This is a genomic window from Streptomyces sp. NPDC055749 (assembly GCF_053617235.1).
Genome location: NZ_JBSHFH010000010.1, coordinates 158,767 through 178,818, shown reverse-complemented (window position 1 = coordinate 178,818; position 20,052 = coordinate 158,767). Strand labels below are relative to the sequence as shown.

18 protein-coding genes are annotated in these 20,052 nt (G+C 72.4%); 13 read left to right on the top strand and 5 right to left on the bottom strand.

Annotation, left to right across the window (positions count from 1 at the left end; translation table 11 throughout):
* The first annotated feature begins 6 nt into the window (after positions 1-6).
* From ACWGO0_RS10640 to ACWGO0_RS10610, 7 genes are all read left to right on the top strand, one after another.
* Entirely contained in the window at positions 7-1,794 is a 1,788-nt protein-coding gene (locus ACWGO0_RS10640; protein WP_453531130.1) for a CocE/NonD family hydrolase, read from the top strand.
* Between the two features lie 126 nt (positions 1,795-1,920).
* The gene (locus ACWGO0_RS10635; protein ID WP_453531175.1) at positions 1,921-2,160 is read left to right on the top strand and encodes a LapA family protein; all 240 of its coding nucleotides are present in this window, start codon (positions 1,921-1,923) and stop codon (positions 2,158-2,160) included.
* A 94-nt stretch (positions 2,161-2,254) separates the two neighbouring features.
* Positions 2,255-4,306 carry a SpoIIE family protein phosphatase gene (locus ACWGO0_RS10630; protein ID WP_453531127.1) on the top strand — a complete coding sequence of 684 codons (2,052 nt, stop codon included), beginning with the start codon at positions 2,255-2,257 and terminating at the stop codon, positions 4,304-4,306.
* A 58-nt stretch (positions 4,307-4,364) separates the two neighbouring features.
* Positions 4,365-5,003 (top strand): LysE family translocator, encoded by a 639-nt coding sequence (locus ACWGO0_RS10625; protein ID WP_453531124.1) that lies wholly within the window; start codon positions 4,365-4,367, stop codon positions 5,001-5,003.
* 9 nt (positions 5,004-5,012) lie between these two features.
* Positions 5,013-5,909, top strand: coding sequence for an arginase family protein (locus ACWGO0_RS10620; RefSeq protein WP_453531121.1), 897 nt, complete (start codon positions 5,013-5,015; stop codon positions 5,907-5,909).
* Between the two features lie 97 nt (positions 5,910-6,006).
* The gene (locus ACWGO0_RS10615) at positions 6,007-7,977 is read left to right on the top strand and encodes a DUF5107 domain-containing protein (RefSeq protein ID WP_453531118.1); all 1,971 of its coding nucleotides are present in this window, start codon (positions 6,007-6,009) and stop codon (positions 7,975-7,977) included.
* Positions 7,974-8,513, top strand: a complete 540-nt coding sequence (locus ACWGO0_RS10610) for an AAA family ATPase (protein ID WP_453531114.1) — start codon at positions 7,974-7,976, stop codon at positions 8,511-8,513. The genes ACWGO0_RS10615 and ACWGO0_RS10610 overlap by 4 nt, the downstream gene beginning before the upstream one ends.
* A gap of 5 nt (positions 8,514-8,518) precedes the next feature.
* On the opposite strand, the gene ACWGO0_RS10605 is transcribed toward ACWGO0_RS10610, so the two are convergent.
* The 3 genes from ACWGO0_RS10605 to ACWGO0_RS10595 all read right to left on the bottom strand — a co-directional run bounded on the left by ACWGO0_RS10605 (position 8,519) and on the right by ACWGO0_RS10595 (position 11,319).
* Entirely contained in the window at positions 8,519-8,872 is a 354-nt protein-coding gene (locus ACWGO0_RS10605) for a VOC family protein (RefSeq protein WP_453531111.1), read from the bottom strand.
* Between the two features lie 50 nt (positions 8,873-8,922).
* A complete protein-coding gene (locus tag ACWGO0_RS10600; RefSeq protein ID WP_453531108.1) occupies positions 8,923-9,732 on the bottom strand; it encodes a methyltransferase domain-containing protein in 810 nt (269 codons plus the stop codon).
* A 93-nt stretch (positions 9,733-9,825) separates the two neighbouring features.
* Complete coding sequence (locus ACWGO0_RS10595; RefSeq protein WP_453531105.1) at positions 9,826-11,319, bottom strand: phosphatase PAP2 family protein; 1,494 nt, start codon at positions 11,317-11,319, stop codon at positions 9,826-9,828.
* A 156-nt stretch (positions 11,320-11,475) separates the two neighbouring features.
* Here ACWGO0_RS10595 and ACWGO0_RS10590 point away from each other — a divergent pair, with 156 nt between their 5' ends.
* The 4 genes from ACWGO0_RS10590 (at position 11,476) to ACWGO0_RS10575 (ending at position 15,808) form a co-directional block, all read left to right on the top strand.
* Positions 11,476-12,249 carry an IclR family transcriptional regulator gene (locus tag ACWGO0_RS10590; protein WP_453531102.1) on the top strand — a complete coding sequence of 258 codons (774 nt, stop codon included), beginning with the start codon at positions 11,476-11,478 and terminating at the stop codon, positions 12,247-12,249.
* Positions 12,246-13,094, top strand: coding sequence for an SMP-30/gluconolactonase/LRE family protein (locus ACWGO0_RS10585; protein ID WP_453531099.1), 849 nt, complete (start codon positions 12,246-12,248; stop codon positions 13,092-13,094). The genes ACWGO0_RS10590 and ACWGO0_RS10585 overlap by 4 nt, the downstream gene beginning before the upstream one ends.
* Before the next feature lie 446 nt (positions 13,095-13,540).
* Positions 13,541-14,767, top strand: a complete 1,227-nt coding sequence (locus tag ACWGO0_RS10580) for an aminotransferase class I/II-fold pyridoxal phosphate-dependent enzyme (protein WP_453531096.1) — start codon at positions 13,541-13,543, stop codon at positions 14,765-14,767.
* 12 nt (positions 14,768-14,779) lie between these two features.
* Entirely contained in the window at positions 14,780-15,808 is a 1,029-nt protein-coding gene (locus tag ACWGO0_RS10575; RefSeq protein ID WP_453531093.1) for an MBL fold metallo-hydrolase, read from the top strand.
* On the opposite strand, the gene ACWGO0_RS10570 is transcribed toward ACWGO0_RS10575, so the two are convergent.
* Together ACWGO0_RS10570 and ACWGO0_RS10565 are read right to left on the bottom strand one after the other, a co-directional pair.
* Positions 15,802-16,422, bottom strand: coding sequence for a DedA family protein (locus tag ACWGO0_RS10570; protein WP_453531173.1), 621 nt, complete (start codon positions 16,420-16,422; stop codon positions 15,802-15,804). The genes ACWGO0_RS10575 and ACWGO0_RS10570 overlap by 7 nt on opposite strands.
* Positions 16,419-17,201, bottom strand: a complete 783-nt coding sequence (locus tag ACWGO0_RS10565) for an MBL fold metallo-hydrolase (protein ID WP_453531090.1) — start codon at positions 17,199-17,201, stop codon at positions 16,419-16,421. The genes ACWGO0_RS10570 and ACWGO0_RS10565 overlap by 4 nt, the downstream gene beginning before the upstream one ends.
* Positions 17,202-17,394: 193 nt before the next feature.
* Here ACWGO0_RS10565 and ACWGO0_RS10560 point away from each other — a divergent pair, with 193 nt between their 5' ends.
* Both ACWGO0_RS10560 and ACWGO0_RS10555 read left to right on the top strand, forming a co-directional pair.
* The gene (locus ACWGO0_RS10560; RefSeq protein ID WP_453531087.1) at positions 17,395-17,799 is read left to right on the top strand and encodes a hypothetical protein; all 405 of its coding nucleotides are present in this window, start codon (positions 17,395-17,397) and stop codon (positions 17,797-17,799) included.
* A gap of 149 nt (positions 17,800-17,948) precedes the next feature.
* Entirely contained in the window at positions 17,949-20,000 is a 2,052-nt protein-coding gene (locus tag ACWGO0_RS10555; RefSeq protein WP_453531170.1) for an alkaline phosphatase family protein, read from the top strand.
* Positions 20,001-20,052 lie beyond the last annotated feature (52 nt).

The following is a 20,052-nucleotide window of genomic DNA, read 5'->3' as shown; positions in this document are numbered from 1 at the left end:
CTCGGTGTGGAGGTCTTCGTGTCAGGTGCTGTCTCCAGGTTCCGCAAACCACTCGTCCTCGTGGCGGGGGCGGCGCTGGCCGCCCCCCTCGCCTTCGCAGGCCCGGCCAGGGCCGAGACCGCGCAGTACACCGTCACCCCACTGAAGTTCACCGTCCGCGCGGGCGACCGCAGTTGCACCGTCGACGCCGACCTCTACCGCCCCGCGGGCGTCGACGCCGCACACCCCGCCCCCGCCGTCCTCGCCACCAACGGCTTCGGCGGCAGCAAGTCCGACGGGTCGACGGACGCCATCGGCAAGGCGTTCGCCACACGCGGCTACGTCGGCCTCGCCTACTCCGGACTCGGCTTCGGCAAGTCCGGCTGCCTCATCACCCTCGACGACCCGGCCGTGGACGGAAAGGCCGCCTCCGGCCTCCTCGACTTCCTCGCCGGGACCCGCGCAGCCGACGACGGCACCAAGGCCGACTACGTCACCCAGGACCGGGCGGGCGACCCACGCGTCGGCATGATCGGCGGCTCGTACGGCGGGGCGGTCCAGATGGCCACCGCCGCGGTCGACCACCGGGTCGACGCACTCGTCCCGCTCGTCACCTGGAACGACCTGGGATACGCACTCGCCCCCAACAACACCGGGGCACGACAGGGCGTCTCGTCCGACACCCCCGGCGTCTTCAAGTGGCAGTGGACCAACGGCTTCTATCTGCTGGGGGAGGGGCAGACACTGATCAACGCGAGCCTCGACCTGTCCAGATTCGGCAGCCTCACCTGCCTCCACTTCGCGGCGCGGGCCTGCGACACCATCCGGCTGCTGAACTCCGGTCGCTACCCCGAGGACGAGGCGGACGCGATGCTCGCCTACGCCCGCGGCGTCTCGCCCGTCTCCTACCTCGACCGGGTGAAGGCACCGACGCTCCTCGTCCAGGGCCAGGCCGACAGCCTGTTCAACCTCAACGAGGCCACCGCCACGTACAGGACGCTCAAGGCACAGGGCACCACGACGAAGATGATCTGGCAGTCGTGGGGGCACAGCGGCGGCCAGGTGCCCGGTGAACTGAACCTCGGCGAGGGCAATCTGGAGACCAGTTACGTCGGACAGCGCGTGCTCGCCTGGTTCGACCGCTACCTCCAGAAGAAGAACACCGGCACCGGGCCCGCGTTCGCCTACTACCGTGACTGGCAGAGCGGTTACGGCACCGCCGGAGCCGTACCGGCCCTGTCACAGAAGATGTACCTCTCCGGCGACGGCAAGCTGGTCGACAACCGTTCCAAGGTCGCCCGGGGCAGCCGCCAGTACAGCAACTGGCTCGTGCCGACCAGCCACTCCGAAAGCTCCCTGGCCGGACTGATCGGGCTGCCCGACCGAGCACCGTACGACACCAAGGGCACCTACCTTGCCTGGACCGGCGCCCCGCTGACCACCCCCGTCGACGTCGTCGGCGCCCCGAAGGCCACCCTGAAGGTCGTGTCGCCGAAGACGGAACGGGTCCAGAACAGCGGAGACGCCTCCGACAAGCTGGTCCTCTTCGCGAAGGTCTACGACGTGGCACCGGACGGCACCAGGAAACTGGTCAACCGACTGGTCTCCCCGGTCAGGGTCCCCGACGTCACCCGCCCCTTCACGGTGGATCTGCCGGGCATCGTGCACCGGTACGAGGCGGGGCACCGGATCGAATTCGTGATCGCGGCCAGCGACACCGCGTACTTCGGTAACCGGGGCATCAAGCCGGTGACGGTCGTCAGCGCGCCTGAGGACACCGGCGTACTGGAACTGCCGGTGGTTCCGGCCGGCTGACGGGGCCGCCGGGCTGTCACTCGAATGGCCGTATCCCGACGTCCCCGGAACCGGTATGGAGACATGCTGGGATCCGGGGGCGGCTGCGGGGTGCTGCAGACGAGGATCCAGCGAAAGGCCGGACGCATGAGCCCCAAGGACGTATCCAGCGGCGGGAGGACCGCCCAGGGCCTGCTCACTCCCGCACGGATCGCCGTCGTCGCCGTGGCCGTGCTGGCGATCGTGTTCATCTGTGTGAACACCGCAGACGTCACCATCCGCCTGTGGATTCCCGAGGTCACCATGCCGCTGTGGCTCGCCCTGGTGGGAGTCTTCCTGGCAGGAGGGGTGTGCGGGGGTTACGTGTTCCGCCGCCGCACAAAGTGAGTGCGGACGGCCGTGCGCGGGGCACCGCGCAAAGTTATGCTCGGGGGAGCACTGGCAGCAGCCACGGCGGGACCGGCCCCTGCGGAGCGTACGCATGGCAGCACGTGATCGACCGGATATCGGTGCGGACGAGCGGCTGACCCTTAACCGCATGGGCACTTTCGACTGGGATCTGGAACGCTCCACGCTCGTGTTCGACGACGGGGGCCTCGCCGTCTTCGACCTGCGCCCGGACGAGTTCGACGGCATGGCCGATTCGCTGATCCTGCGCGTGCCCCCGGAGGAGTGCGCCCGGCTCGAAACGGCGCTGCGCACGGCCCTGGACACGGGACGGCCCTCCTACGGTGCCTATTTCCAGATCCGGTGCCGCGACGGCATCCGGCAGTGGACCCACGTACGCGGCCACATCGTCCGTGACGACGAGGGCGTCCCCTTCCGGGTGCTCGGCGTCGTACGGAACGCGACGACCGACCTCGCCGAGTTCAGCGTGGTCAACCCGCTCGAAGCGGGCAGGCAGCGCATGACAGCGATGGTCCAGGGCACCACCGAGGCGCTCTCGCAGGCGGTGACCGTCGAGGACGTCACCGCCGTGCTGACGGGCACCGGCGGAATGGAACGCTTCGGCGCCGACGGACTGGTGCTTGGACTGGTCGAAGGGGACGAGCTCAAGCTCATGGGTGTCGCGGGCGAACCGATGGCCGTCCTGGGCGAGTTGACGCTCGACCACGTGGACCACTCCCTGCCGCTCGCCGAGGCCGTCATCACCCAGCAGCCGCGCTTCGTGGCCTCCCTGCCCGATCTCGCCGACCGCTTCCCGCGCCTGGGCACCTACATCCGGCGGCGCCGCCTCGAAGCTGCGGCCTTCCTGCCCCTGGTCGCCCAGGCCCGTTCCATCGGCGGGCTGGGACTCTTCTACCGCGACCGCACCGAATTCTCGACCGAGGACCGGAACCTGTGCATCGGCCTCGCGGGCATCGTCGGGCAGTCCCTCCAGCGGGCCATCCTCTTCGACGAGGAGCGGAAGTTCGCGACCGACCTCCAGTCCGCCATGCTTCCGCGCCACATCCCGGACGTCGAGGGCGCCGACATCGCGGTGCGCTACCGGACGGCGTGGAGCGGCAGAGAGGTCGGCGGTGACTGGTACGACGTGATCCTGCTGCCGCGGGGGCGCATCGGCATCGTCGTCGGGGACGTCCAGGGGCACGACACCCATGCCGCGGCCATCATGGGGCAGCTCCGCATCGCGCTGCGCGCCTACGCCGGGGAGGGCCACCCGCCGTCCACCGTCCTGGCCCGCGCCTCGCGCTTCCTGGCGGAACTCGACACCGAACGCTTCGCGACCTGCACATACGCTCAGGTCGACCTCGGCTCGGGAGCCGTGAAAGCGGTACGGGCAGGACATCTGGGGCCGATGGTCCGGCACACCGACGGCAGGATCGGCTGGCCCCGGCTGCGCGGCGGGCTCCCGCTGGGGATGGCGACGGTGTTCGGGGACGACGAGTACCCCGAGACGCGGCTCGACCTGGTGCCGGGCGAGACCCTCGTCCTGTGCACCGACGGACTCGTGGAGGAGCCCGGACTCGACATCGAGGTCGGTCTCGACGCACTGGCCGAGGCCGTGCGCACGGGCCCCGCGGAGGCGGAAGCCCTCGCCGACCATGTGACGGAGGGGCTGTGGGGGCGGGCGGAATCGGGCGATGACGTCGCTCTGCTGGTCCTGCGCAGAACCCCGGACGTGGGGACGGCGCAGGCCCCGCGCATCCACCAGTACATCCACCAGGCCGATCCCGAGGGTCTGGCGGAGGCCCGCGCCGCCCTGCGGCACAGCCTGGAACACTGGGGTCTCGGCGCGCTCGCCGACGATGTGGAGGTGGCGGCGGGCGAGCTCCTGGGGAACGTGCTCCTGCACACCGAGGGCGGCGCCGTCGTCACCCTGGAGGTCCTGCTGGAGCCGGACCGGCGGGTCCGCCTCTGGGTCAACGACCGTTCCAGCGCCCGGCCGCACCGCCGTACACCGGGCGAGGCGGCGACGTCCGGGAGAGGGCTCATGATGATCGAGGCGGTCGCCGCGCGCTGGGGCGTCGAGCCGCGGGGCGACGGCAAGGCCGTCTGGTGCGAGTTCGTTCCTGCGTCCCCCGAGGGCTGACGGCAGCCCGCGGGAAAAGGGCTTCGGCCTTCCGCGGTATCCGTGCTTACATGCGCCCATGGTGTCCACCGACAGACTCATGGCTTTCGCCGCGATGTCGTTCCTGCTGATCGTGATCCCCGGCCCCAGCGTCCTGTTCGTCATCGGGCGTGCGCTGGCGCAAGGCCGCCGTGCCGCTCTCACCACGGTCGTGGGGAACACGCTCGGCGCCTATGTGCTCGTCGTGGCCGTGGCACTCGGGGTCGGTTCCCTCGTGGAGCGCTCCGTCCTCGCCTTCACGGTGCTGAAGCTCGTGGGCGCCGCGTACCTGGTGTACCTGGGGGTCAAGGCCGTGCGCCAACGAGGCTCGCTGCACGCCGCGTTCACCGGCGAAGGCCCCACGCACGGAAGCCTGCGCACCCTGGGCGAGGGGTTCGTGGTCGGTGTGGCCAACCCCAAGACCATGGTGTTCTTCGCCGCCGTACTCCCGCAGTTCGTCGACCGCGGCCAGGGGCACGTCACCGCCCAGATGCTGCTGCTCGGCGTGGTGTTCAACGTCATCGCGCTGGCCTCGGACAGCGTGTGGGGAATGGTCGCGGCCACCACGCGGACCTGGTTCGCCCGCTCACCGCAGCGGCTCGCCGTGGTCGGCGGGGTCGGCGGCCTCACGATGATCGGCCTCGGCGTCACCGTCGCGGCAACCGGCCGCAAGGAGTAGGGATTCAACATGCGCAGCATCGTGGTTCTCGACGCGCCCTCCAACCTGGGGCTGCGGCCCCCGGCCCCCGGCACCGTCCCCGGCTGCTACAAGCTGGCCGGCGCGCTGCGTGATCGGGGGATCGTGCGGCGGCTCGGAGCTTCCGAGGGCGGCGTCGTCGTACCCCCGCGCTACGACCGCGGTGACTGGCAGGAGGGCGACGGCGTCTTCAACGCCGACGCCATCGCCACGTACACCCGCGTCCTCGCCGACCGCGTCGAACAGCACGTACGCGCCGGTGAGTTCCCCCTCGTCCTCGGCGGCGACTGCTCCATCCAGCTCGGGGCCACGCTCGCCCTGCGCCGCATCGGGCGGTACGGGCTCGCCGCGGTCGACGGTTCCGCGGACTTCCGGCACCTCGGCAACGACACCCGCATCGGCGCCGCCGCGGGCGAGGAACTCGCCATCGCCACAGGGCGCGGCCAGGCCGGCCTCACCGACCTGGAAGGACTGCGCCCCTATCTCAGGGACGAGGACGTCCGGCTGTTCGGCATGCGGGACTACGACGAGGACCGCGCCGAGATGACCGCCCTGAAGATCCCGAACGCCACGGTCGGCGAGATCCGCGCCCGGGGCGCCGCCGAACTCGCCGCCGCCGTCGTCGAGAGCCTGGAAGACCCGGCGCTGGACGGATTCTGGGTCCACCTCGACGCCGATGTGCTCGACCCGAGCGTGATGCCGGCCGTCGACAGCCCCGACGACGGCGGGTTGCTCCCCGAGGAACTCGGCCCCCTGCTGCGCACCCTGGTCGCCTCGCCCCGCTGCGTCGGCCTGAACGTGACCGTCTACGACCCCGACCTCGACCCGGACGGCACGGCAGGCGACCTCCTCGCGGACCTCGTCGTCGGGGCCTTTGCCGAAGACTGACGGCTGTGCCCCCTGGCCGGGGCGCCGTTCACCGTGTTCCATGGTCATCGGGGGGCGCCCGGACCTGTGGCGGCCCGCGCGAGGGAGCGAGGTTGTCTTGGCCACGACCGTACGACGTGACGTACTGACCCTGCCCGCAGCACCGTTGGGCCCGGAGAACCCGCTGCCCCCGTTGCGTCCGCTCGGCGGACCGCACGTACTCGACGGCCGGGAGCGGGCCGGGCTGCCGCGCGACATGGCGCGGCAGCTGGGCCACGAGCCGCTGCGCACCGTCCTGCCCGCGCGCATCCTGGACGGATACGGGCGCGAACGCACCCCCACCGCCCTGGACACCATCGTCATCGAGAACGACCGGCTGCGTGTCACGGTCCTCCCCGGGCTCGGCGGCCGTATCCACTCCCTGCACCACAAGCCGGCCGGCCGCGAACTGCTCTACCGCAACCCCGTGCTCCAGCCCGCAGCGTTCGCGCTCAACGGGGCCTGGTTCTCCGGCGGCATCGAGTGGAACATCGGCGCCACAGGACACACCACCCTCGCCTGCGCCCCGGTCCACGCGGCGCTGGTCCCGGCCCCCGACGGCGGCACCATGGTCCGGCTGTGGGAGTGGGAGCGGCTGCGCGACCTGCCCTTCCAGGTGGACCTGTGGCTGCCCGACGACTCCGACTTCCTGCACGTCGGCGTGCGCATCCGCAACCCGCACGAGCACCCCGTCCCCGCCTACTGGTGGTCGAACATCGCCGTCCCGGAGGATGAGGGGACCCGCATCCTGGCCCCCGCCGACGAGGCATGGCACTTCGGTTACGAGCACATGCTGAGCCGGGTCCCCGTCCCGGAGACCGGGGGCATCGACCGTACGTACCCGCTGCGCAGCGAGTACCCCGCCGACTACTTCTACGAGGTCCCCGACGGGGCCCGCCGCTGGATAGCCTCCCTCGACGAGGACGGGAGCGGACTCGTCCAGACCTCGACGGACCTGCTGCGCGGCCGGAAGCTGTTCCTCTGGGGCAGCGGTCCCGGTGGCCGCCGCTGGCAGCGCTGGCTGACCGAACCGGGCAACGGCGGTTACGCGGAGATCCAGGCCGGACTCGCCCGCACCCAGCTGGAGCACGTACCCCTCGAAGCGGGCGGAGAATTCAGCTGGCTGGAGTCGTACGGCCCCCTGTCCGCGGACGCCGCGACCGTGCACGGCGAGGACTGGGACGCCGCCCGCGCGGAGACCGGGAACCGGCTGGAGCTTTCCCTGCCGCGCGCCGCCGTCGACGCCGCGTACGAGGCATGGCGCGCCTGCGCCGACACCGAACCGGGCGAAGCGCTCGCCACCGGCTCCGGCTGGGGAGCGCTCGAAGTCCAGCGGGCCGGGTACAAACTCCCCGGCACCCCGTTCACCGAGTCCACACTCGGTGAACAGCAGGAACCCTGGCTGGAGTTGCTGCGCACCGGCACCTTCCCCCAGCCGCACAGCCCGGCCCCGCCCGGCCCCTCGCTGGTCTCCCCGCACTGGCGCGACATGCTGGAGACGGCCCCCGCCGACCCGCTCACCGAATACCACCTCGGCGTCGCCCAGTGGCATGCCGACGACCGTGCCCAGGCCGTCCGCAGCTGGGAGCGCGGCCTGCCCAGTGCGTCCTCCCGCTGGCCCCTGCTGCGCTGTCTGGCCGTCGCTGCCAAGGACAGCGGCCAGACCGCCCGGGCCGCCGACCACTACGGCGAGGCGTTCGACGACCTGCGCGCACAAGCCGACGGCGCCACGTGGGCCGCCGCGAAGGACGCGCTCGCCCGCGAGACGATCGAGGCCCAACTCGCCGCCGGACGCCCCGAAGCGGCCCGCCGCACCTGGGCCTCCCTCGACGCGGCGGACCGCGGCCGGGGCCGCTTCCGCCTCCTGGAGGCCCGCATCCTGCTCGCCGAGGGCGATACGACCGCGACCCGCGCCCTCTTCGACACGGGCTTCGAGGTCGCCGATCTGAAGGAAGGCGCGGAGATCCTCGGCGAGATCTGGAAGGCGGTCACCGACGACCCGCTGCCGGACGCGTACAACTACCGGATGCGCCCGGAGAGCCGATCGTGATCATCTGGGTGAACGGGGCCTTCGGCAGCGGCAAGACGACACTCGTCGCCGAACTGCACCGGCGGCTGCCCGAGGCCCTCGTCTACGATCCCGAGCTCACCGGATTTGTACTGCAACGCATCCCCGGCATCCCGGCGGGCGACTTCCAGGACCGCCCGCTCTGGAGGCGCCAGGTCGCCGGTCTCGCCACGGGCCTCGCGCAGGAGTACGGGAAACCGGTCCTGGTCCCCATGACCGTGGTCGAGCCCCGGTACGCCGACGAGATCTTCGGCGAGCTCGACGCGGCCGGGACGGCGGCGCGCCACTTCTACCTCGACGTGCCCGCCCCAGAGCTCGAACGGCGGCTCGACGAGCGGGTCCTGCACCCCGACGACGCCGCGCGCGACGAGGCCGCCCGGAAGTGGTGCAAGGACCAGATCGCCCGGTGCGTGACCGCCGTCGGCACGCTGCGGGCCGGAACCGTCCTGCTGGACGGCTGCCGGCCCACGGGCGAACTCGCCGACGAGGTGCTGGCGCACGCGCTCCCCGGCAACTGAAGCCGTCAGGCGGCCACGTTGCGGTCGACGTACTCGAAGACCGAGCCGTCGGGGTGCAGGGCGATCAGATTGCGTCCCGCCGGGGTCGGGACCGGACCGGCGACGATACGGGCGCCCACGCGGGTCAGCGCCGCGTGGGCCTCGTCGACGTCCTTGACCGCGATCGTCGCCGAGACCTTGTGCAGCACCTCCAGCTCCGACTCCGGGCCGCTCATCAGGAGAAAGCAGCCGATCGCGGCGACCGAGACCCCGCCGCGTTCGAAGCGCAGCGCCGGGGCGCCCGTGAGACCTTCGTAGAAGGCCACCGATGCGTCCAGGTCGTCGACGCAGATACGCAGCGTGGTTCCGAGGATTTCCATGCCCACGAGGGTAGTTGGCCGACCCGGGGCATGTGATCGATTCCCGCGCCTCAGACGCGGCAGAGCATCTCGCCGTGCGGCACCATGAACCAGGCATCGCCCTGCTCGCCCCAGCCGCGCCAGGCGGCGGCGATCGCGTCCAGCTGCTCCGCACTCGCGTGGCCGCCGTCCACCGCGAGCTTCGCGTACACCGAAGCCGTCGTACGGTCCGCCCACAGGCCGCTCCACCAGGCACGGCTCTCCGGTGTGCCGAAACACCAGGCGGCAGCGGTCGGGGTGATGTCGGTGAAGCCGGCCTGCCTGGCCCAGGAGAGCAGCCGCCGTCCGGCGTCCGGCTCACCACCGTTGGCGCGGGCCACCCGCCGGTACAGCTCCAGCCACTCCGGCAGGCCCGCGACCTCCGGGAACCAGGTCATCGCCGCGTAGTCGCTGTCACGCGCCGCCACGACGCCGCCCGGCCTGCACACCCGGCGCATCTCGCTCAGCGCCCGGACGGGATCGCCCACATGCTGGAGAACCTGATGGGCGTGGACCACGTCGAAGGAGTCGTCGGGAAAATCCAGAGCGTGCACATCGGCCGTCGCGAACTCGACGTTTTCCAGGCCCCGTTCGGCGGCCACCTCGGCGGCCTGTCCGAGGATGTCGTCCGTGATGTCGACTGCGGTCACCCGGCCCGGAGCGACCAGGGCCGCCAGGTCCGCCGTGATGGTGCCGGGACCGCATCCGACGTCCAGTACGGCCATCCCCGGCCGGAGTTCACCGATCAGATATCCGGCCGAGTTGACCGCGGTCCGCCAGCGGTGCGAACGCAGTACGGACTCGTGGTGGCCGTGGGTGTAGACGGCTGTCTCCTTCGACATGACCGCACGTCCTCTCTCGGAAACGCTTCGGCAGCAGTGGAGGAAACGCTACTCGGCAATGTCGAATAATGAGATAGCCGTCTCACGATATGGTCAAATGGTCATCGGGCAGTAGACCGTGAGCGCCTCCGGCAGCTTGTCGATCATCAACTCGGTGCCCGAGTGGGCCACTTCACCGTCGTACGCGTACGGGGTGCCAGGTGCGAGCCCGGAGAGCCGGATCCGGCGCCGGTGCACGGCCGCGTGCACGGGGGACCGGGTCAGCGGACCGGCGAACGCCGCCGCCAGGAGCCGCAGCCCGGGAGTGCGGCCACCGTGCACCACCCGTACGTCCAGCAGGCCGTCCGCCAGGTTGTGCCGGCGTCCGGGCATCGGGCCCATCCGCTGGAACGTGCCGTTGCCTGCGAACACCAGCCACAACCGCCTGCGACGCCCCTGGAGTTCGGCCTCCAGCGGGCTCTTGCCGCGCAGCGCCTCGAACGCCGCGAGCACACCCGCCGGCCAGCCTCCGATCCGCGGGGCCCAGTGCTCCCGGGTCCGTACGAGTTCCGGATAGACGCCCAGACTGAACGCGTTGACGAAATACCCGTCGGGCCCGTCCGGTCCCTCCGGACCGGGCCGGATACGCCCCAGGTCCACCCTCACCGCACTGCCGGAACCAAGCGCGGCGACCGTGTCCTGCACGGTCTCGATACCCAGGTCGTACGCGAAGTGGTTCAGCGTTCCACCGGGAAACACCGCCAGCGGAACTTTGTGCGCGGTGGCGACGGCCGCCGCGCTGTTGATCGTCCCGTCACCCCCGCAGACCCCGAGTGCCAGACCCCGCCCGGCCGCCTCGTCCAGCGCCCCCGCCAGGTCGGAAGGGGCGCACTCCACCACCTCGGCGAGGGGCAGCGCGTCCCGTACCAGTGAGGCAGCCGCAGTAGCCGACCCCGACTCCCGGTTGACGACCACCACCAGCCCCTCCCCACCGGTCAGCACGGGAGCCTCGGCGGGCGGTCGCCCCGGTGCGGGCAGCTGCCCCCTGGTCGGCACGACCCCGCGCAGCGCGAGGGCCGCACCGGCGCCGAGCATCGCACCGGCCAGTACATCGCTCGGATAGTGCACCCCCGTGTAGACCCGTGAGGCGACGACCGCCGCCGCGACCGGGGCGACAACCGCGCCCCAGCCCTTCGACTCCAGGGCGACACCGGTGGCGAACGCGGCGGCGGACGCGGCGTGCCCGGACGGGAAGGACGTGGTGAACGGCTGGCGCTTCAGCTGCCGTATCACCGGAACCGTGTCCAGCACCGGCCGCTTCCTGCGCACGGCGCCCTTGCCCACGGTGTTGATCGCGGCCGATGCGAGGGCCAGCGACGCGACTCCGCGCAGCGCCGCGCGACGGGCCCGCGGACTGCCGCCGAGCGCGGCGATGCCCGCCGCCGCGCCGAACCACAGCAGCCCGTGGTTCGCACTGTGGCTCAGCCTTGGCAGCAACGGCTCCGCGCCCGGCCAGTGCCGGCCGGCCACGCTCTCGAAGACGGCGAGATCGCGTCTCCGCAGCCAGGCCCCCAGGCGGACGGTCGAAGTGGTTCTCAATGACGGCATAGCACAGCGAATACCCCGTCGAGCCCTGCCGAACCAGGAGGCGCGCACGCGGCGGACCGGTCATCGCCGTTGCCCGGGCAAGTGTGCTCCGGTTAGCCTGCGTTCGTGATTCCGGTCATTGGCCGGAGTGTCGAACAACGAAATGGGTTGGAGAACATGGGACGACTCGTCCCAGCGGTCACCAGGGCGCTGGATGTACTGGAACTCTTCCTCCAGGGTGACGGAACCCTCTCGGCCCCCGAGGTCACCCGCAAGCTACAGCTCCCGCGCACCACCGTCCACGAGCTGCTCACCACCCTCGCCGCCCGCTCCTACCTGGTGACGGTCCCGGAGCAGCCCGGCCGCTACCGGCTGGGCGTACGGACGTACCAGCTCGGCAGCCGGTACGCCGAACAGCTCGACCTCGCCGCGGAGGGCCAGCAGGTGGCCCGGGAGGTCGCCGAGAGCTGCGGGGAGACGGTCCACGTGGCGATCCTGGAGGACACCGAGGTCATCTACATCGCCAAGGTGGACTCCACGCACGCCGTCCGGATGGTCTCGGCAGCCGGCCGGAAACTCCCCGCGCACTGCACCTCCGTGGGCAAGCTCCTGCTCGCCGCCCTGCCCGAGGCCGAGCTCGACGCCAGGCTCGACGGCCGCGAACTCGTCGCTATGACGGAGAACAGCGTCACCGACGCCGCCGAGCTGCGGGCCGCGCTCGCCGTCGTCCGCGAGCGCGGCATCGCGGTCGAGCACCGGGAGTCGAACCCGGACGTGAGCTGCGTGGCCGCGCCCGTACGCGACAGGGGGGGACGTATCGTCGCCGCGCTCTCCATCTCCGTACCCATGATCCGCTGGAACGAGGAGCGCGAAGAGGAACTGGCCCGGCTCGCCGCAGGCGGCGCCGACGCGCTCTCCGCCCGGCTCGGACACCGCACGGTGCAGGCATGAAGCCCGCCGTCGAAACAGCCGTACGGGAACAGGCGGAGCTCGGCGAGGGCCCCACCTGGGACGCGGCGACCGGACGCCTGATCTGGGTCGACATCCTCGCCTCGCGCATCCACACGTACGCCCCGGAATCCGGCCGCCGTACGGTCCTGGCCACCGAGCAGCACGTCGGAGCGGCGAAGCCGCGGGCGGGCGGGGGCCTTGTGGTCAACCTCCGCGACGGCATCGGGCTGTACGACGCCGCGGGCGCGTTCACGTGGCTGGTCCACGATCCCGTCCCGGGGCGGCGCGGCAACGACGCGGCGGTGGCGCCCGACGGGGCGCTGTGGGCGGGGACCATGCGCTACGACGAGGACGAGGCCGGCGGTCGCCTGACGCGGGTCACGGCGGACGGATCGGTGACGGACGCGCTGGGCGTCGTGGCGTGCAGCAACGGCACCGGGTGGAGCCCGGACGGCCGGCTGATGTACTACATCGACTCGGGCACGGGGCGCGTGGACGTCCTCGACTTCCTCGGCACCCGCGCCGTGAACCGGCGCCCGTTCGCCGTGATCGAGGCGGGGGCCGGTACGCCGGACGGCCTGACGGTCGACGCCGAGGGGTGCGTGTGGGTCGCGCTGTGGGACGGTGCGGCACTGCGGCGGTACGCGCCCGACGGCCGGCTGGACCGGACGGTCGCGCTGCCGGTGCGGCGGCCCACGTCCTGTGCGTTCGGTGGGGCGGGGTTGCGTGACCTGTACGTCTCGACGGCGCGTACGGGGCTTGTGGCGCCGCATCCGCTGTCGGGGTCGCTGCTGGTCCTGCCGGATGCGGGGGTGGGCGTGCCGGGTACTCCGTTCGCGGGGTGACCGCGGTCCCTTGGTTGCCCGTCCGTGGTTGGTCCGGGGCCCCTCCGGAGTGTCTCCTCGGGCAACGAACGTTCGGCGGGTCCGGATGGGAGCCCGGGTATCTGTTCGTCACCCTGCGGGGACCCTCCTGCACGGCCCCGGACCGGCCGGAGCGGGAGCTGCGGGCCGTGCCACCGGGCCGCAGGGGTCGGCGAGACGTGGGTGGGGCCGTGCAGGAGGGTCCCCGCAGGGGCGGGCGTAGGACCCGGGTTCGTTCGCTCCGTACCCGGGTGCCGCGCCCGTCCCGAGGAGACACTCCGGAGGGGCCCCACCCAACCACCCACGGGTGAAGCGGCGACCCGGTTACGCGGCCCCCGCCCGGACCCGTGCGCGGGCGCCGGTGGGGAAACCTCCGTATAAAGGGGCCTGAGAGCGACACAGGGGACCACCGGCGAAGGAGGCCCGGGATGAAGGGGACCGAGCGTGTGAGGCGGGAGGACCACGGCCCCGTCCGGTACGGCCCGCCCGCCCCCGACCCCGGCCTCCCCGTGCTCCCGGAACTCGCCGCCGTGCTCGCCGCAGCCGCCGCCCGTACCCACCCCGAACCCCCCGGCGGCGGAAGCGTCCTGCGCGAGGCGGCCGGTTCCTACTGGGCGCGGCGCGGGCTGCACACCGCACCGGACGAGATCGTCGCCGCACCCGGAGCACAGCCCCTGCTCCTGGCGCTGATCGCGGCCCACGGCGGCGATGTGCTCATGCCGCGCCCCTGCCCCGCCACCTGGACACCGCAGGCCCGCCTCCTCGGCAGCCCCGCCTACCATGTGCCGACCCCGGCCGAGTGCGGCGGCATCCCCGATCCGTACGCCCTGCTCGAAACCGTCCGCAGGGTCCGCGCCGAGGGCGGCCTGCCCCGGCTCCTGCTGATCTCCGTGGTCGACGACCCGACCGCCACCGTCGCCCCGCCCGAACTGGTCCGCGAGGCGTGCGAGGCAGCCGTCGCCGAGGGGCTCCACATCATCAGCGACGAGACCTGGCGCGACACGCTGCACCGCCCGCACGACACGGTCCTGCTCAGCCCCGCCGAGATGTGCCCCGACGACGTCACCGTGCTCTCCGACCTGGCCGGCGCCCTGACCCCGGCGGCCTGGCCGGTCGCGGTGGCCCGCTTCCCGGCCACCGAACGGGCCGCGGCGCGCCGTGCCCGTACGCTCGACGTCCTCACCGCGCTCGGCGCACTGGTCGCCGGACCCGTCGCCCCCGCCGCCGCCCACGCGCTGCGCGAACCGGAGGCCGTCACGCTCAGGATGCGGCAGGCCGCCGAGCTCCAGGCGGGCGTCGCCGCCGCCGCCCACCGGGCCGTGCTGAGGTCCGGCGCCCTGGCCAGGCCCCCGCAGGCGGGCCGTCATCTGTACGCGGACCTGGGCCCGCTGCGGTCCCGGCTGGCGGCGCGGGGCGTCACGGACTCCATGGAGCTGGAGGAGTACCTCACGGACCGGCTCGGCGCGCCGACGCCCGGCGGGCACCGGTTCGGGGACGAACTGGGCGCGCTGCGGGTGCGGCTGGGCACCGGGCCGCTGCTCGGAGCAACCCAGGAGGAGCAGTTGGAGTCCCTCACTGCGGTGGAGCCCTTGAAGTTGCCGCATGTCGCCCAGGCGCTGAGCAAGTTCGCAAGCGCCCTCGACGAACTCCGATGAAGGAGCCGCTCGATGACGGAACAGACGCAGCGCCCCCTGCGGAAGACCGGGACCGCGGCCCCGGACCGCACGAACGCGACACGCCCGCTGGGCGAGGTCCGCGTCTGGCCCCGCACCTTCGCCGACCGTCTCACCTCGCCGCTGCCCGGCATCAGGGGCATGACGCGCCTGGCCCGTGAGCGCGCCATGCGGCCCAACGCCGAGGGCGTGCGCGGCATTCACCGGCTGCCGTTCGCCCCCGCCCCGCTGCCCGCGACGGACACCGCTACGACCGCGGTGACCTGGGTGGGCCACGCCAGCTGGATCGTGCGCATCGGAGGGCTCACGGTCCTCACCGACCCGGTGTGGTCACGCCGCATACTCGGCACCCCGGCCAGGATCACTCCCGTCGGTGTCCGCTGGGAGGACCTCCCGCGCATCGACGCGGTCGTCATCAGCCACAACCACTACGACCACCTCGACGCCCCCACCCTGCGCAGGCTGCCCAGGGACACACCGCTGTTCGTCCCGGCCGGCCTCGGCCGCTGGTGCAGGCGACGCCGCTTCAGCTGTGTCACGGAGCTGGACTGGTGGGAGTCGGCGGAGCTGAACGGTGTCCGTTTCGACTTCGTCCCGTCGCACCACTGGTCCAAGCGGACGCTCACCGACACCTGCCGGTCCCTCTGGGGCGGCTGGGTGTTCGGCGACCAGCAGGACGGCGGGCAGAAGATCTACTTCGCCGGGGACAGCGGCTACGGGCACTGGTTCAAGGAGATCGGCCGCCGCCACCCCGGCCTCGACCTGGCGATGCTGCCGATCGGGGCGTACGAACCGCGCTGGTGGCTCCGCGACGTGCACACCGACCCGGAGGACGCCGTAAGGGCGTACGAGGACCTCGGCGCCCGGGCGATGGCCCCCATGCACTGGGCGACGTTCCTGCTCTCGGCCGAGCCGGTCCTCGAACCGCTCACCCGGCTCCGGACCGAGTGGCAGCGGGCCGGGCATCCGCGGGAGCGGCTCTGGGACCTGCCGATCGGCGCCTCACGCGTGTTCGCTCACTGACCGAACCGCAACCGCAGCCTGCGCCACACCGCCGGTGCCGCGCTGATCAGCAGGGTCAGGGCCACCGCCGCGACGACGCCCTGCCACGGCTCGGGGAAGAGGGACCCGCCCAGGATCCCGATCAGCTGGTACGTCGCGGCCCAGGCCAGACACGCCGGAATGTCCCCGCGGGCGAATCGGCGCAGCGGCATCCGGCCGAGCAGACACGCCAGCATCACCGGGATCCGGCCCGCGGGCACCAGCCTGGACAGCACGAGCACGGTTCCGCCGCGCTCGTCCAGCTTCCGCTGTGCCTGCGCAAGGCGCTCCGGAGCGGCCCTGGCGCTGAGCGCCTTCAGCCACTTGGAGCCGTTCCTGGACCGCACCCCTCGCTGACCCAGCCAGTAGAGACAGATGTCGCCGAGGAACGCGGCGGCCGACGCCACCCCGAACACCACGAGCAGGGCGAACGGGTCCGTCTGATGGAACGCCACCACGGCCGCCGAGCTCACCAGCGCCCCCGTCGGGACCACCGGCACCAGAGAGCCCAGCGCCACCAGGAGAAACAGTGACGGATAGCCGACGGCCTGCTGGGTCGACTCCGGCGGCAGCTGCCGGACCACCTCGACGATCACCACGCGGTCTCCGGACGTACACGCTCACCGTGCTCCAGCCGGTGCACCGCCACCTCGGGGGCCAGCCGGGCGGCCTGCCGCACGAACTCCTCCCCGGGCGCGTGGAACTCGTGGGGCCGGATCCCGTCCATCCCCACCGGCCAGTACGTGCCGTAGTGCACCGGGACGGCGGAGCGCGGCCCGAGCCGGGTCAGCGCCTCGGCGGCCCGGGTGGCGTCCAGATGGCCGTGCCCCAGCCAGGGGCCCCAGCCGCCGACGGGCAGCAGCGCCACGTCCACCGGACCGATCGCCTCGGCCATGCCGTCGAAGAGGCCGGTGTCCCCGGCGAAGTACGTGCGCGCCTCGCCCTCGACGACGTAACCGAGCGCCGGTGAACGGTGCGGACCGACGGGCAGCCGGCGGCCGTCGTGCCGGGCGGGGACCGCGCGCACCAGCAGTTCGCCCGCCTTCACCTCGTCGTCCGCCTCGACCTCGGTGATCTGCAGCCCCCGTACCCGCCGCAGCACGCGCAGCCCCGGCACTGCCCGGACCGCCCCGGCGGGCACGACCAGCCGGCTGCCGGGGGCGAGCCGCGCCAGCGAGGGGAGATGGAGATGGTCGGAGTGCAGATGCGAGACGAGCACCAGCTCGGCGGCGGCGGCCTCCGGCGGCGGCACCGCGCCGCGACGGCGGCGCAGATGCGCGAAGCGGCGTACGAAGAGGGGATCGGTCAGCACCCGGACCCCGGAATCCTCGATCGTGCACGTGGCATGACCCCACCAGGTGACCTCCACCGGCACGCGTCGCCTCCTCGCTCTTCCCCGCCCCGCACGCATTCAGCCCCGCGCACTGTCCCGTACGAGACTATGCGCCCCGAGCCCTTCGCACGCCGGAGCACACCAGTCGGTCCGTTCCTGCCCGGGTACGGACGGCTACGGACCGCGACCGCTGGGTAGGGTCGGTGGCAGAGTCCGAGGTTCGGGGGGACCGGTCATGAGGGACGTACGGGTGGCGGCCATCGCCAGCCTCACACCGCTGGAAGAGCTCGACGCCGACCCGTTTCTCGTCGACACGCGCAGTCAGCAGGCCATGTGCGCCCGCTGGGCGGCCGATCAGGGGTACGTCGTCATCCGCAGGCTGGGGGTCTACCGGCTGCGGCCCGACCACCGCTCCCTGTGGGCGGATGTCGAGGGCGGGGAGATCGACCTGTTCGTGGCACCCAACGACCGGGTTCTCGCGCAGGCCCTCACCTCGGTGCCCGACTTCACCGCGGAGTGCGAGCGGCGTGGCATAGGACTGGAGCTGACGGGCCTCGACGAACCGGTGTACACCTCCCGGTCGAAGGCGCGCGTCCACCGCAGACTCTCCATGCCGACCGCCGGATACGACGGCTGCTGACGGCCCCCCCCGCCGGGATCCGGAGTCAGGGCCTGACGAAGCCCGCTGTGAAAGGCTGTTTATGGGCCCAGTGACGAGATGCCGGGCCCGGACGGGTGAGGTGGGGCGGCGTGAGAGACGGGCGATGGCGTACGGCGGGCAGGGCCCTGATGCGGGTGCTGGCGGTCTGGGCGGTCTCCACCCTGACGATGCTCGCGCTGGCCGGGATCCTGCCCGAGTTCCAGCTCCAGTCGGACAACGGTGACACCGTCACCAAGACCGCGTTCACCGCGGCCTGGGGCGCGGGAGCGTTCGGTCTGCTCTCGGCGCTGGTCTGGCCCGTGCTCGTGCGGGCGCTGCTCATCGTGCCCGCCCTCGTCCTGGGCGCGCTGGTCTTCTTCCTCAACGGCTCGCTCCTGCTGATCGCGCTGAGCCTCATCCCGGACGACCGCGGGGCCGCCGATCCCGAGACCGCGGTCGTCGTCGCCGCGGTGATGTCGGCCGTCGCCTCCGCGACCTCCACCGCCCTCGCCGTCCGTGACGACGACGCCTACCGGCGCCGGCTCTCCCGGCTCGCCGACCGGCGCCGCCGCCGCAGAGGCACGGCGGGCACCGCGGACGGCGGCCGGGGAGGGCCGCCCGGCACGGTCTTCATCCAGCTCGACGGGGTCGGCCACGACGTGCTGACGCGGGCCGCCGATGACGGGCTGATGCCGACGGTCGCCGGGTGGCTGTCCGACGGGACGGGCCACCGGCTGATGCCGTGGCGCACGGACTGGTCGAGCCAGACGGGCGCCAGCCAGCTGGGCATCCTGCACGGCAGCAACCACGACGTGCCCGCCTTCCGGTGGTACGAGAAGGAGACCGGCACCGTCATGGTCTCCAGCAGACCCGCGAGCGCGCTCGAACTCCAGCGCCGCGCCATCGCCCGCACCCACGACGGAGGTCTGCTCACCGTCGACGGAGCGAGCCGCGGCAATCTCTTCAGCGGCGGCGCCGACCAGCTCGCCCTCGTACTGTCGATGGCCGCCAGGCGCGGCAAGGGACGGCGCTCACGGGCGGGTTACTTCGCGTACTTCTCCGACCCCGCCAACGCCGTGCGTACGGCGCTGTCCTTCGTCGCGGAAGTCGGCCGCGAGATGGGCCAGTCGACGCGGGCACGGGTACGGAAGGAGACACCGCGGATCAAGCGCGGCGGCCTCTACCCCTTCATCCGGGCCTTCGCCACCGTCGTCGAACGCGATGTGGTGGTCGCGGCCGTCATCGGCGACATGTTCGCCGGACGCACCGCCGTCTACGCCGACCTCGTCGCCTACGACGAGGTCGCGCACCACTCGGGGCCGCACAGCAGGGACACGGAGAAGGTCCTCGAACGGCTCGACCGTTCCCTCGCCCTCATCACGAAGGTCGCCGAACAGGCCCCGCGCACCTACCGGATCGTGCTGCTCTCCGACCACGGCCAGAGCCCCGGCGAGACCTTCGCCGGGAAGTACGGGCTGACCCTGAAGGACCTGGTGCGGGCGGGCTGCGGACTTCCGGTGCCCCGGAGGGCGCAGCGTACGAAGAGTGGTTCGGAGGCCCGTGACGCGGTCCGGATCGCCCTGCACAGGCCCGTCGACGCGGGCGAGGCCGAGCACCCCGCCACCGCGTCCGACCCGGTCGTGCTCGCTTCGGGCAACCTCGGGCTGCTGTCCTTCCCGGACATCACCGGACGGGCCTCGCGCGAGGAGATCGACCGCCGCCACCCCGCGCTCCTGGGCACGCTCGCCAGTCATCCGGGGATCGGCTTCCTGCTCGTACGGAGCGAGGAGCACGGTTCGGTGGTGCTGGGGGCCGGCGCCGAGATCCCGGTGTCGGAGCTGACGGACGGGGAAGGTCCGCTCGCCGTCTTCGGTCCGGGCGCGGCGGACGCGGTGCGGCGCACCGACACGTTTCCGCATGTCGCCGACGTCATGGTCAACTCGATGTTCGACCCCGGTGCGGGGACCGTGCACGCCTTCGAGGAACAGATCGGCTCGCACGGCGGGCTGGGCGGCGAGCAGTCGCGGCCGTTCCTGCTCTGGCCCTCCGAAATGACCGATCCGCTCGACGCCGCCGGGACCGGGGGAGACCTGGTGGGCGCCGAAGCCGTGCACCGGGTCCTGGCCTGCTGGCTGCGCGAGGCGTCCGGACCGCAGGTGCCGCTGCCCGCGGGCGAGGCTGTGCCCGGCGCCCTGGGCTGAGGGGCGGGCCGGCGGCTCAGGGGCATTGTCAGTGGTGGGCGGCAGGATAGGG